At 68.4% G+C, this 13,099-nt stretch carries 11 protein-coding genes; 1 reads left to right on the forward strand and 10 read right to left on the reverse strand.

Features of this window, described 5'->3' with window-relative positions:
- Positions 1 to 5 precede the first annotated feature (5 nt).
- From ACH4SI_RS32135 to ACH4SI_RS32150, 4 genes are all read right to left on the reverse strand, one after another.
- Positions 6 to 1,370, reverse strand: a complete 1,365-nt coding sequence (locus ACH4SI_RS32135) for an AAA domain-containing protein (protein WP_398301913.1) — start codon at positions 1,368 to 1,370, stop codon at positions 6 to 8.
- On the reverse strand, positions 1,367 to 2,884 hold the full coding sequence (locus ACH4SI_RS32140; protein ID WP_398301915.1) for a hypothetical protein: 1,518 nt from the start codon (positions 2,882 to 2,884) through the stop codon (positions 1,367 to 1,369). Before ACH4SI_RS32140 ends, ACH4SI_RS32135 begins: the two co-directional genes overlap by 4 nt.
- Complete coding sequence (locus ACH4SI_RS32145; protein ID WP_398301916.1) at positions 2,881 to 3,729, reverse strand: hypothetical protein; 849 nt, start codon at positions 3,727 to 3,729, stop codon at positions 2,881 to 2,883. Before ACH4SI_RS32145 ends, ACH4SI_RS32140 begins: the two co-directional genes overlap by 4 nt.
- Positions 3,730 to 3,817: 88 nt before the next feature.
- Positions 3,818 to 4,771: a LysR family transcriptional regulator gene (locus ACH4SI_RS32150; protein WP_398301918.1), complete on the reverse strand. Its 954-nt coding sequence runs from the start codon at positions 4,769 to 4,771 to the stop codon at positions 3,818 to 3,820.
- A gap of 121 nt (positions 4,772 to 4,892) precedes the next feature.
- On the opposite strand from ACH4SI_RS32150, the gene ACH4SI_RS32155 reads away from it, so the two are divergent.
- Positions 4,893 to 5,222: a hypothetical protein gene (locus tag ACH4SI_RS32155; protein ID WP_067078150.1), complete on the forward strand. Its 330-nt coding sequence runs from the start codon at positions 4,893 to 4,895 to the stop codon at positions 5,220 to 5,222.
- Between the two features lie 74 nt (positions 5,223 to 5,296).
- Here ACH4SI_RS32155 and ACH4SI_RS32160 read toward each other — a convergent pair whose 3' ends face one another.
- The 6 genes from ACH4SI_RS32160 to ACH4SI_RS32185 all read right to left on the reverse strand — a co-directional run bounded on the left by ACH4SI_RS32160 (position 5,297) and on the right by ACH4SI_RS32185 (position 12,862).
- Complete coding sequence (locus ACH4SI_RS32160; RefSeq protein WP_398301920.1) at positions 5,297 to 7,372, reverse strand: glycogen debranching protein; 2,076 nt, start codon at positions 7,370 to 7,372, stop codon at positions 5,297 to 5,299.
- A 12-nt stretch (positions 7,373 to 7,384) separates the two neighbouring features.
- Complete coding sequence (locus ACH4SI_RS32165; RefSeq protein WP_398301922.1) at positions 7,385 to 9,211, reverse strand: AGE family epimerase/isomerase; 1,827 nt, start codon at positions 9,209 to 9,211, stop codon at positions 7,385 to 7,387.
- A complete protein-coding gene (locus tag ACH4SI_RS32170) occupies positions 9,208 to 9,846 on the reverse strand; it encodes a DJ-1/PfpI family protein (RefSeq protein ID WP_398301924.1) in 639 nt (212 codons plus the stop codon). The genes ACH4SI_RS32165 and ACH4SI_RS32170 overlap by 4 nt, the downstream gene beginning before the upstream one ends.
- Before the next feature lie 79 nt (positions 9,847 to 9,925).
- Positions 9,926 to 10,396, reverse strand: a complete 471-nt coding sequence (locus tag ACH4SI_RS32175; protein ID WP_067078139.1) for a hypothetical protein — start codon at positions 10,394 to 10,396, stop codon at positions 9,926 to 9,928.
- On the reverse strand, positions 10,396 to 12,003 hold the full coding sequence (locus tag ACH4SI_RS32180; RefSeq protein ID WP_398301926.1) for a thiamine pyrophosphate-binding protein: 1,608 nt from the start codon (positions 12,001 to 12,003) through the stop codon (positions 10,396 to 10,398). Before ACH4SI_RS32180 ends, ACH4SI_RS32175 begins: the two co-directional genes overlap by 1 nt.
- A 31-nt stretch (positions 12,004 to 12,034) precedes the next feature.
- On the reverse strand, positions 12,035 to 12,862 hold the full coding sequence (locus tag ACH4SI_RS32185) for a type 1 glutamine amidotransferase domain-containing protein (protein ID WP_398301928.1): 828 nt from the start codon (positions 12,860 to 12,862) through the stop codon (positions 12,035 to 12,037).
- Positions 12,863 to 13,099 lie beyond the last annotated feature (237 nt).

Raw genomic sequence — 13,099 nt, forward strand, 5'->3', positions numbered from 1 at the left:
GCTGCTCATCCGCTTCGGCGACCGTGCAGTTCCTGGGCGTGGATGGTGTGCTCGGCCAGGTGGGCGAGAACTGCATGGTTGGCCTCCCAGCCATCGGGAATCTTGGAGGCGGCTCCCGGGCGTACGAGTTCGTTGGAGGGGTGGGCGTCGAGGAGTTCGGCGATGCCGGCGCGGGCGACGACGATGCAGGCGTGGCGGTGTCGTGAGGTGAGGGCGCACAGGCGGCCAGCTTCCAGGTGGAAGGCTGAGGCGTCGCCGCGGCCGGAGAGGGGGTGCAGGACGATGGTGACGCTGAATTCGCAGCCCTGGAGTCGGTTGGCGGTGTCGACGGTGATGCCGTGCAGTTGGGGGTACTGGCGTGCCAGGAGGGCACGGATGTGGTGGACCTGGCTGCGGTGGGCGGTGCCGATGGCGATGTCACCAGGCCGCAGGACGTGCCCCTGGAGGTTTTTCTCGCAGGTGGTGATGGCGCCCCGGACCAGCAGCCGCTCGGCGACGCCGAGGACGGCATGGAAAGCTTCGGCGTCGAGCTGGTGGGTGATGCGGGCGGGTAGTTCGAGCAGTGCCCATCCGGTTCGCGCGGCCTTCTCGATGGCCTTGTCGGCGGGGGTGCGCATGCCGGTGATGGAGAACGTGAGGGTGCGGTCGGTTTCACTGCTTCCCGCGTGGAAGGGCGTGAAGGGGTAGAAGGCGTCGCTGATCAGGGGGACGGCTGAGGGTGGCAGGCGCCAGGACACGGGCAGGGAGTGGACGGGCAGGTCGCGGTTGTTGTCGAGCAGGACGGCGGCTGCGCTGTTCATGGGGTCGTGGGACAGGCCTGCGAAGCGGTGGGTTTCCACCGTGGAGAAGGGGTCGAGTTGTCCGGGGTCTCCGACGAAGAGTGCCTGGTCGAAGATGCCGGCGGTCCACAGAAGCGTGTCGGAGCGCATCTGGTAGGCCTCGTCGATGATCGCCCATGGCCATCGGCGGTCGGTGACCGTGGCCCATTTCATGGCGGTTCCCACGATGACGTCGGCCGTCTTTTCGAGGTCTTCGATGCGGGCGCCGATATGGATGGCGGGATGTGCCTGCAGGTCGTGCGGGACTGTGTGGTCCGTTGCGGTGAGCCGGGCGGTTTGCAGGTGAGGGTGGTGTCGGGCGAATCGCCGCACGAGATGGTCGACCTGGCTGTTGGTCTGGGCGATGACGACGCAGGGGCCATGGGATTGCGTCAGGGCGTCCGCGGCCTGGGCGACCAGGGTGGATTTGCCGGCGCCGGGCGGGGAGTCCACGACGAGTCCGCGGTGGGTGAGCGTGGGCAGTTGCTCCAGGATGGCGCGGGCAGCTTGATCCATCTGCTGCTGCGGCGAGGGCTGGTGTGGGAGTGTCACTGTGTCTCCTCGCCCTCGTCCTCGTCCTCGTCGCCCTCGTCCTCGTCGCTGTCGTCCGGATAATCGGGAGGAGGCCCGCCGTGGGTCCAGGGTGTCTGATCTCGTGCGGGGAATTCCGGCATCCGGTAGTGGTCCGGTGCGAGGGTGAGCACGAGGAAGGCGCCAGCTTCGGGCAGGACGGCGTGGTTGGGACGGGCCGCGGGGCCCATGCCGGCGGTGATCTCGAGTTCGACGAGAGTGTCGTCGTCGGCCGGAGTGACCTCGCAGATCTTGTAGCGGGCGTTGCGGTAGGTGTGGCAGGCCAGGAGCTGGCCGGGTTCCATGCGCACGGGGTCCGTGGTGGAAACGGTGAGCCGGGGCCGCCATTGTGCCCGTCCGGTGGGGCCGCGAAGGGTGTGCTCCGGGTCGATCGCGGTGACGGTACCGCCGAAGGCTTCGCCGGTGGTGCGCAGTTCTGCCCGTGCAAATGGGTCGTCGGCGGCGCGTTCGGCGGCGAAGGCAGCGGCTCCGTGTTCCATGCGGGCCAGGCGGACGGCGGCGGCGACGGCTTGCTCGCGGGCTGGCCGGGGGCGTCCGTCCTGTGTCATGTAGATGCATTCGTCGGTGAATGCAGTGCGTTCGTGGTCCCAGCGGCGTGCGGTGCCCTTGGCTTCGGGGAGGGCTTGCAGGAGCGCGTAGGCCTGCCACATTGAATCCCAGGTGGGTTGCATGTAGCTGGCCAGCATGCGGTCGAGTTCTTGCATGGTGAGGGTCTGGTCCCGCCCTTCGAACCGGGCTCGGGCGTGGGCGTCGAACAGAGGCGCCAGCTGCTCGTTGTCGAAGGCGGCGTCGGTGTCTGGTCCCGCCGGGCGGTGGGCGGCCGGGTCTTCTGCTTTGTGTGCGGCGTCGCGCCCCGAGGTTGCGTGGCGGGGCGGGTCGATCCAGGCCAGCAGGGTGGCGAGGTCCTCGTCTTCCAGGGGGCTTTGGCCGGTGACCCAGTGCATGCCGAGCAAGCTGGTCATGGGGATGAGGGCGGCTGAGCCGGGGATGTCGGCGCGGTCGGTGAGGTAGGTGAGCCAGTGGCCCATGCGCTGGACGGATCGGGAGTGGGGAGTCTGATCGTCGACGCCGCGGAATCTCAGGTCGTCTCCGAGGACTTTCAGGTGCTGCACTGTCTGGGGGTTGGGCACGAGGATCTGGGGGGCTTCGGTGTAGCGCTGGCGTGCCGGCTTGTTGGAGGTGGCGGGAAAGGGTTCGCTGTGCCGCTGGCAGGCCTCGATGTATCCGGTGAGGGCGTCTGCCAAAGTGGCGAGCATGGGGGCGGTGCTTCCTGAGGGCGGCGCGACCAGGAGCTGGGGCCGGCCCGGGTCGGTGCCCAGCATGACGGCCAGTGGTCGTGCGGCGGGGCCGGTTCGCTTCAGCGCCAGCAGCATCAGCGGCTGGTCGCTGAGATGGAGGTGGCGTAGTTGGCTGCTGCGTAGGGCATTGCCGGTGTCGGCGGCACGCATCCGCAGCAGTGAGGTGAGCAGGCTCATGCGATGTCCGTCTGGAGGTCTGCGTGGACGCGCTGTGCGTGACGCAGGGCCTGAGTGATGTCTTTCTGGTCCCGTGCCGGGTGCAGTAGTCCGTCCGTGAGCGCCAGGGCCGTGTCGATGGTGTCGATTCCTGCCAGGTCGTCGCGGACTGTGGTGCCCAGGGCCTCGGCCCTGCTCTGGTTGCGGGCCTCGTTGCGGCAGTGGAAGGCCAGGTCGCAATGATGGCGGCAGCCGGGGGTATAGCGGGCCCGCACGGTGGCGAGTGCGGCAACGAGTTCACCGCGGCGCCGGGTCGGCTTCCCATCGGAGCCGGGAGCCAGGTCGAAGGTGGTTCCGGGGGGAAGCTTGTCCAGTAGCTCGGGCAGGCGCCGGAGTCGGCCGAGGTGGCGGCTCAGGGACTTGATCTGCTGGCGGGCGTTGTGGGGCGTGGCGGTGGGGTGGCGGGAGAAGTTGCGCGGGTTGACCAGGATCACCGTGTCGGAGACACGGTCCCTTGGGATGCCGTCGTCGGCGAGGAGTTCACGCAGGGCCAGGACGTAGGCCGCGGCCTGGGTCAACGCCGCGGTGACCTTGACGGGATCGGGCCGTCCGTAGATCACGGGGAAGGATTTGACCTCGACGATGTGGAAGTCGCCGTCATGCTGGAAGGCGATGATGTCGGGCTCAAGGTAGGCCTGGTGGCCGGCGACGGTCAGACGCAGCACGGGGTGGTCGAGCAGGGTCCGAGGGTCGTCCGACCTGCGGTGTGCTGCGCTGAGGATGCGGTGCCGGGTGTGGGAGTGTCGTAGCTTCAGGGGGGACTTGTCTTCATCGCTGCCGACACTGTTGACATCCTCGTAGGACACCTCGGGCAAGGTCAGGCCCAGGTGGCGACTGTACAAAGTCGCAAGATCACTCAGAGTTGCAGCGTCTTTTGGATCGCGGCAATGCCAATCAATTCCGGTGCGACTTTGGGAACTCCGCGCCTGTGATTCCGCTCACCATGACCGACGGGTGTCTGTCACGGACAGTGAGGCAGCTTTCGACGAAGTCCCGTACGACGGACGGGGTCCGGTCTCCACACGGCCAGACCACTCCCACCCAGCTGGGCGCCACCCCGGTCAGTGGCCGGTATACGACGTCGGGGCGCTGATAGAAGGAGGCGGTGGCTCTGGGGGTGAGGCTGACGCCGTAGCCTCCGGCGACCGCGTACAGCCATTCGTCCGGGGTACGTGCCACGGTGCCCACCCGGACCGGGTGGCCACGGCGCTCCTCGGTGGCGAGCCAGTACTCTCGCCACCAGCCGGACTCCTCCGGGGTGGCGACGAAGGCCTCGTCCAGTACTTCCTCGAAGGCGATTTGGCGCTGATGGGCGAGGCGGTGGCCGACCGGCAGGGCGATCCAGCGAGGTTCGGTGATCAGTATTTCGTGGTGGAACCGGTCCTGCCCCGGGAAGGGAAGCCGCAGCAGACCGACGTCGACGTCGCCCGCGGCGAGACCAGCCGTGGGATCGCTCCACTCCGTCTGCCGCATCTCGACCCGCCAGCCCGGCCGCCGGCCGGCGAATTCGGCGAGGATCGGCTGGGTGTCCTCGTTGGCGGCACTGGTCACGAAGCCAACCCGCAGGACGCGCACGGCGTCGCGGGCTGCTCCCCGCGTGCGGTGCACCAGGTCGTCCCACCCGGCCAGCAGGTCGGGCAGTCGCGCGGCAAGTTCGGAGCCTGCCGCAGTCAACTCCATTCCGTGACGACCCCGGCTGAAGAGCCGCACGCCCATGAGGGTTTCAAGTTTTCTGATTTGTTTCGTCAACGAAGGCTGCGTAATGAAGAGCAGTTGCGCGGTCCGGGTAAGGTTCCCCTCCCGCGCCAGCTCTCCGAAGTGACGCAGAAGTTTCGTGTCGATATCCATTCGTTCACGTCATGCCAAGAGTTATTGGACAGGGCTTGGACACGTCCGCAATCCTTTTTACGCGAAGATGTGGTTCGACCCCGGAATGCAATTCCGTAGCACGAAGGGATGTGGAGGAGTCATGAGCTTTGACGTCAGTCTCGGCACCGCGGGCAGCAGCACCGTGGTACGCCTGGCCGGCGAGAACCACGATGTCGAGACCGTGCGCTCGGTCCTGGACCGGGCCGTCCGGCAGGTCACGCGGCGTCTGGTGATCGATGTGCACGACACGGAAACACTGCCGGGGGCAGCAGTCCGGTGCCTGGCCTTCGCGGGCCAGCAGGTGCCGCACGCCGCGGAGGTGGTGGTCGAGGGGGCCTCCCCCGCGCTGGTATCGCAACTGCGTCTGGCCGGCCTCGACCGTTCGATGACCATCGTTACCCTCGACCCGAACACGCTCACCACGGTGTGACCACGGCACGCACGCGCCGGCGCTGGCCGGTGGTCCCCGCACCGGTGCGGGGACCACCGGCCAGCGCCGCGGCCTCACGGTCCGGCGCCGCGGCCCGCGGGACCGGCGACGAGCAGCAGGCTCGCATGGGCGGCCAGCTGCCAGTGAGTACGGGAGCAGACGGGTTCCTCACCCACCTCGTGACCGTTCTGATGGGCCGGGGACCCTGTGTCGGCGAAGACGTGCCAGCGAAGGTCCGGCGGCGGTTCGGGAAGTCGCACCGTCCGCCCGGAGCCTCCTGAGTTGACCGCCAGGTAGACACAGTCCGCGGGGCCGTCGTCGCGTTCCTCGCAGAGCATCGCGGCGAGCAGGGTGGATCCGGAGGACCAGTCTGGCTGCCACGGTTCCTCCCCGTGCCAACTGACCGGCGGACACGGCGCGGCGGGCCTGCTGTCTCCGTCCGGATGGGCGGTGCGGCGGAGCACCGGATGCGCCTTGCGCAACGCGATGGCGCGACGAGTGAAGTCGAGCAGCCCGGCGTGCGACGCGCGCCGGTCCCAGTCGACCCAGCCGAGTGGGCTGTCCTGCCCGTAGGCGTTGTTGTTGCCGTGCTGCGTGCGTCCGAACTCGTCGCCCGCCAGCAGCATGGGGACTCCCTGGCTGGCCAGGAGCAGCAGCAGGGCGTTGCGGGCCTGCCGGGCACGCAGCAGCAGGACGGGAGGGTCGTCGGTGGGGCCCTCGTGCCCGCAGTTCCAGCTCTCTTCATCCGGGATGCCGTCCCGCCCGTCCTCGCCGTTGGCCTCGTTGTGGCGGCGGTCGTAGGAGGTCCAGTCGGCGAGGGTGAGCCCGTCGTGGCAGGTGATGTAGTTGACCGAGGGGGTGGCACCGCGTCCGGGGTACAGGTCCGGCGAACCGACCAGTCGGGTGGCGAACTCGCCTGCCGAGCCGGGCCGCCCCAGCAAGAAACGCCGGATGGCGTCCCGGTAGCGCATGTTCCACTCGCTCCACCTGCCATAGGCGGGGAACGAGCCGACCTGGTAGGCACCGGCGGCATCTGTGGCCTCCGCAACGAGCACGCAGTGGGCCAGGGCCGGGTCGCGGGCGATGGCCTCGACGAGCGGCGGGGCGGACAGCGTCAGACCGTCACTGCCGCGGGTGAGGACAGCTGCCATGTCGAAGCGGAAACCGTCGACACGGTACTCGGTGGCCCAGTGGCGCAGGCTGTCCAGGATGAGAGCGCGGGTCACCGGGTGGTTGCAGTTCACGGTGTTGCCGGTGGCGGTGAGGTTGACAGGTCGGCCCTGGTCGTCCAGCAGGTAGTAGGCGGACTCGTCCAGGCCGCGTAGCGAGAGGGTGGGCCCGCGGTGGTCGCCCTCGGCCGTATGGTTGTAGACGACGTCGAGGATCACCGCGATACCCGCCGCGTGCAATGCCTTGACCAGGCCCTTCAGTTCTCGGGCCGGGCCTCCCGGCCCGGTGTCCGCGGCGTAGCCGGCCTTCGGCGCGAAGAAGCCGACGCTGTTGTAGCCCCAGAAGTTGCGCAGCGGCTCGCCGGTGGTGGGCGACACATACGTGTTGTCCGTCTCGTCGAACTCGAAGAGGGGCAGCAGTTCGACACAGTTGACGCCGAGGCCGCGCAGGTAGGGGATCTTCTCGCGCAAACCGGCATATGTTCCCGGACTCGTGACCGCGGACGAGGCGTGCCGGGTGTACCCCCGCACGTGCGTCTCGTAGACGATGAGTTCGTCCTGCGGGATGCCCGGGGGGCGATCCTCGCCCCAGTCGAAGTCGTCCGCCGGTACGGCGCACCGATAACGGGGGCGTTCACCCCACTCCCCCGCGCCGGCGAGTTCCGTGGCGTAGGGGTCAAGCAGAACGGGCGAGAGCCCGCCGGACGTGTACTCAACGCGGTACCCGTAGTGGAAGCGACCGGGGTCCAGGCCGTGCACGGTGACGGTGAACAGGGTGCCGAACCGGCCACTCTCGGGGAACGGCAGTTCGGCCACCGGGGCCCCGTCCGTGGCAGCCATCAGCACCAGCCGCACGGCGCTGGCACCACTCGCGTGGAGGGCGAAGTTGACACCGCCGGGCACGTGGCTCGCGCCCAGCGGCTGTGCCCGCCCGGCGGTAGTGCACCAGCGGGCGGGAGCAAGGAGTTCACGGGTGGTCACGGCGGCGGCCCCCTAGTCCCGCACCGGGCGCAGCCGGGCCCGCACCCGCAGCCGCTGGTCGCTCTCCGGCAGGCGTACAGCCATCGCCTCGGCGTCGAAGTCGTGGTGCGGCGCTCCGTCGATCAGCACCTGGTCCAGGACGACGTGGCCGAGCGGGAGGACGTCGGGGGCAACGCGCAGCAGCCCGTCGGTAAAGCGGGCGTCAGGTCCGGGGCAGAAGTACAGGTCGAGCGGCTCCCGGTTGATGAGGAGCCGGGTGTACGCCTCAGCCAGGAAGCAGAGTTCGGCCTTGTGGTACATGGCCATAGCGTGGCTGCCCTTGAGCCGTTCATTGCCGACGAGGAAAGGCAGGCCCTGGGCCAGGACAGTGAAGAAGACCCCGCCCTCATCGTGGTCGAGGAAGAACGCGTTGTAGAAGGCGGAGGACTCCCGGGCGTGGGTGAGGAAGTCCTCCCGGTCCGTGCCACCGGCCAGGATGAGGTAGGCGAGGATGGCCTGCTCCTGCTGCCACCACGTCTTGCGGTCGTGCCAGACGAAGGGGTGACGTCCGTCCCGGGCCCGCCGCTCCACCACGTCGTACCAGCCGCCCCGCTGGGCGTCGCGGCCGACACCGGGCATAGTGCTGCCGATCCGCTCGGCCAGTGCCAGGTACTCCCTCTTGGGGAGCATGCCTCTCATCCGCATGAGGTTCCATGCGATCTTGAGGTTGTGGCCCACGACGGCACGATCCCGCTGCCAGCCCCATTCGCGGTCGGGCATCCAGTCCGCATGGAACCTCTCCTGGACGAACGGGCTGGCGTCGTCCGGCATGTGCGTGACGATCATGTCGAAGGTGTGCTCCAGCATGTCTCGGTAGCGCTTCTCGCCGGTGGCCAGGAACAAGTTGAACAGGTAGGCGGGCGCATGGTCGCCAACCGAGTTCCAGTTCTTGCGGGCGCGGTTCGGGCCGAGGCTCTCGTGGTGGGCGCTGAGGGTGACGGGGTCGATGTGCGAGTAGTAGCCGCCCAGCCGCCGGTCGGCGAAGTGCTTCTCGAAGAGCCGGACGGTGCCCTCGATGTCCGCGCGGATCCGCGGCGAGCCGGTCAACCTGTAGGTCTGGGTGAGGCCGACCAGGGCGTAGATCTGCTCGTAGGCGGGAATGGCCCGGTAGTCGTCCCCGAACTCGGAGGCGAAGAGCTGGTGTTCGCGGCCGCCGGTGACGTCGATGCCGTGGTACCAGTACACGATGTCCTCGTCCGGATCGATGAACCGCATGTGGTCATGGAGGTAGCGCGCCCCCTTCTCGGCGACCTCCAGCGCCTTCTCGTCGCCGGTCAGCATGTACGCGCTGGCCATGCCGTAGACCATGCGGGAGATGGTGTCCGTCTCCTGGACGTGCTGCTCCGTCTTGCCGCCGCTGCCGCTGATCACCGTCCGGTAGTCGTCGAAGTCGACCGGGCCGTGACCGAACTGCGAGCGGCGGTAGAAGGCCGCGATCCGCGCCAGTTGCTCACGCCACCAGCCGGGGCGTTCGAAGGGCCAGCCGGCGCCGTCCGCCTCGCCGACGAAGAGCAGTTGCGCCGCCTGGAAGCGCAGCCCGCCCGTTTCGGGGTACACCGGGCCGTAGCAGAAGAGGAAGGTGCCGGGCCGCAGCAGTTCGTGCAGCGATCCGCTAACGTCGTCGTACGGCTCTCCCAGGTTGCGCAGCCGCTGCCCGTGCGTGGTGTCGGTCAGGTGGACGGTCACCCGCCGGTCGTCGAGGGTACGCAGTTCGACCTCCCGACCGCGCCGCTCGACCACGTAGCCGGCGGTGCTCTCGGAGAAGGGGAACGGGATGCCTGCCGGCGTGGGCGTGGTCATGCTGCCTCCAGTTCCTGCGGGGACGGATCCACCTGCTCGGCCGGCCGGTCCAGAAGTTCGATCACGGCGCGGGCGAGCAGATGGCACTCAGCCACCGTGCGCCCGGTCACCAGGTCGTTGTCGGCGACGACGTCCTGGTTGGTGTAGACGGCGCCCATGTTTCGAACGTCGCCGACAAGGTTGTTGTGGCAGGTGACGGGGCGTCCGGCGATCAGCTCGGGGGCCGCCGAGACCAGGGACAATGCGTGGCAGGAGAACGCCTTGATCAGCCTGGGCAGACGAAACGCACGGCGCATCAGCTCGACGGCCGGCGCAGGGGTGTCCACGTTCTCGCTGAAGCGCAGCCGGTCGGAAACCATCCCGGAGGGCACCAGCAGGGCGGAGTAGCGGGAGAGTTCGGTGTAGTCGAGCCCTTCGAGGTCGCCGCTGACGGTGAGCGGTGCTCGCTGCTCGTGGCCGGTGAAGGTGAGCGACGGGTTCCCCCACAGCCGGGTAAGCAGGACGACCTCGGCGCCCTCCTCCGCGAACCGATGCTGGTAGTAGGAGATCTCCTCCTCCACAAAGTCGCTCTCGGCGAGGATCCCGATGCGCCGGCCGGTCAGTCGTGGGCGCGGCATGACAAGGTTGGTGGTCATGATTTCTTCCTTGGCTGATGGCGAACGGAGAAAGGCGGGCCCGGCACCCAGAGGGGGTGCGACGGGCCCGCCCGGTGGTTCACGCGTGTGCCGGCTCCGGTGCGGCGACGGCCGTCGGGGCGAGAAGTGGCTCGGGATGCAGACCGGTGACGGTGATGGCACGGATCTGGGCGATCCCGTCCCGCAGCACCACCCACCACTCCTGACTCGGTGGGCTGTCCGCCCCGGCGGACTGCAGGGTGACGACCACCTGGGCGTGCACGGGGGAGGAGAGCGTCACCTCCAGCGCCCCACCACCCAGCGGGAGACCGGTGAGTATGTGGTGGGCGCCGTCCCGCCACCAGTCGGCGAACTCCTCGGGACCGCGCACGATCCGCTCCGGCAACTCCAGGCGCATCCCATTGGCGAAGTGCGCGGACAGTTCCTCCGGCGCGGCCCCGTCGCGCAACCTGCGCAACCAGTCGCGCACCAGACGTTCGGCCTCGGGCAAGGTCAGTACCGGGGTACTGGCGGCGGCACGCGGCCGCCCCTCCAGCGACACGACGGTCATCAGTCCACCACCAGATCCACGAGAAACGGACCGTCGTGGGCCCACATATCGCGGATAGCGTCCTCGACCTGGTCGCGCTTCTCGACCCGGCGGGCGGGGACTCCCAACGACGCACTGAGCGCGCTGAAGGCGATGGCCGGCCGGGTGAGATCGAAGGCGTCCGGAACAGGATGCGGCGCGATGTCCCGTTCGGCCCAATACTGACCGATGTTCAGGTCGAGGAGCCGGTAGCGGCCGTTGTTGCAGATCACGAACTTGGCGTCGATGCCTTCCCGGGCCGCGGTCCATAGCGCTTGGAAGGTGTACATGCTGCCGCCGTCTCCGGTGAAGCCGATCACCGGCAGCTCGGGGCGGGCCAGCTTCAACCCCAGCGCGCCCGGGATTCCCACACCGAGCGATCCGCCGCGGGTCTGGAAGAACCGTCCGGGCTCGCGCGGCGGCAGGTAGGTGGCAAGCGCACCCCCGGAGGTGAGCGCCTCGTCGAATACCGCCAGCCCCTCGGGGGATCGCTCGGCCAGAACCCTGGCGAAGGTCTCCATCAGTGGTTCGTCGTCCAGCGCCGGCAGCGGCCTGGCGACGGGCGGCGACGGGGGGACGATCCGCGGACCGGGGCCCAGCGCCTGGGCGAGACTGGCAAGTGTAAGTGCGGGGTCGGCGACCAGGCCGATGTCGACGGGAAAGTTCTTCGCGATCTCGTAGGCGTCCAGGTCGATGTGGACGATGCGGGTTCGCTCGGCGAAAGGGCTCTCCAGGTACGGAAAGACCTCGGGGAAGACGTACGTGCCGACGATGAGTACGGCGTCGGCGTCCGCCACTATCCGGGCGCTGTCCTTGCCGAACATGTGTCCCGTCACCCCGCCGTACAGCGGATGCCGCGTGTCGAAGTTGACCTCGGAGGAGTTGACGCCCCACACTCGGGCCCCCAACCGCTCGGCGACCGCCGTCAATTCCCGTTGCGCACCGCTGGCGGCGACGCCGTCGCCCATGAGGATCAGCGGACGCCGGGCGTCGCGGAGGAGACGGGCCGCCTGTTCGACAGCCTCCGGGGCCGGCGCGGACCGGGTGTCGGGCAGCGAAGTGGGCACCGCCGGTTCCGCGGTCGCCTCGTCCATCACGTCCGCGGGCAGGACGACGACAACCGGCCCCCGGGGCGGGGTCATGGCGATCTTCACTGCGCGGCGCAGAACCCGCAGCGTGGAGGACGGATCAACCACGCGGGTGGCGTACTTGGTCACGGGTTCGGCCATGGCCACCAGGTCGGCGGCCATCTGCCCGTCCATGGCGTCGTAGCGCACTCCCGCCTCGCCCACGAGCACCACCAGTGGTGAACCACCGCGCTTGGCCTGGTAGAGCATGCCGATACCGTTGCCGAGCCCCACCCCGCTGTGCAGTTGCACGAGTCCCGGGCGCTGGGCGGCTCGGGCGTAGCCGTCGGCCATGCCGACGGCTACGCCCTCATGCAGCGCCAGGACGTAGGACAGTCCACCGGCGCGGTCGCCCTCGTCGAGGAAGCCCTGCTCCACCGTCCCTGGATTGCCGAAAATGTAGCTGATGCCGTCGGCCGCGAACTGCTCGAATATTGCGGCTTTCCCAGGCCTGGCAGGCATAACGGGAATCCTTTCCGAAGGTAGGGGGTTATTACCAGCCGTAGCGGCGCAGGCCGTTTTCCAGTGCCTCCACCAGCTTCTCGCCGCCGAGGATAGAGTCCGGCGTCGACCGGGCTGTCACGAAGGGGAAATCGACGATGACGGAGGTCTCCTTGCCCACATTTCCGTGGAAGGCGCCTTCGTGTCCCGTGGCGTCACGCAAGATGTACTCGAGCGGGTACGGCGGCGGACCCATGTTGAACTCCACGCCGATAAAGCCGGTGCCGTCCTTGTAGTCGTACTCCTTGGGGTGGCCTGTGACGTGCTTGCCCCACAGGATGCTCTCCCGGCTCTCCAGGTCGCGGGCGAAGGCCAAGACTGCTACGCCGTAGCATTCGGCGAGGATCGGCTTGTCGGCCGCGGTGAAGGCGAGCACCACCTCGTGCAGCCGCTCGTTGTTGGCCAGGTCGACGATGGGGCCGGAGCCGCCGACGATGACCAGGGCGTCGAAGCCGGACACCAGGTCGGTCAAGGCCGAGTCGAGCCGACGGTGGTAGTTCTCCAGTTCACGCAGGTGGTTCAGGGCGCTGTAGTAGGGGCGCTCGGGCACCAGGTCCTGAAGGCTCAGCGGGTTGTCGAGGCGGGCGGAGGCGTCGAGTTCGGACGCCCGGCGGGCCATGTCTCGCGTGGTGACCGACCGCCCGAGCGGGGGGTCGATGTACTCCGGGTCGACGCTCGGCGGGAGTGCCTGCGCCCGCTTGCCCGTCGGCGTCATGAACGTCACCTGGTAACCGCGCTTGTCGAAGGCCTCGACCGGGCCGACGAGTTCCTCCCCCCAATATCCGTACTCGGACAGGACAACAAGAATCCGCCTGGACACACTTTCCTCCATCGCTTTCGGGGACGGAACGCTTCTTGAATCCACCTCAGAGCGGGGGTTCACCCCGACGGCGGGCCAATCGAGTAGAACAAGACGGCTTCCGACCGGGCAACACCACTGGCCCCTGGTCTGGCCACTTGGGCAAGTTAACCCAGTGGCGGAACAGACAATCCCACATTACCGTTCGGTATAGCACGGGCGACTTACACGAGTTGACGCAGTGCAACCGATCCGGCC

Source organism: Streptomyces sp. NPDC021212 (assembly GCF_044332925.1).
Taxonomy (GTDB): Bacteria; Actinomycetota; Actinomycetes; order Streptomycetales; family Streptomycetaceae; genus Streptomyces.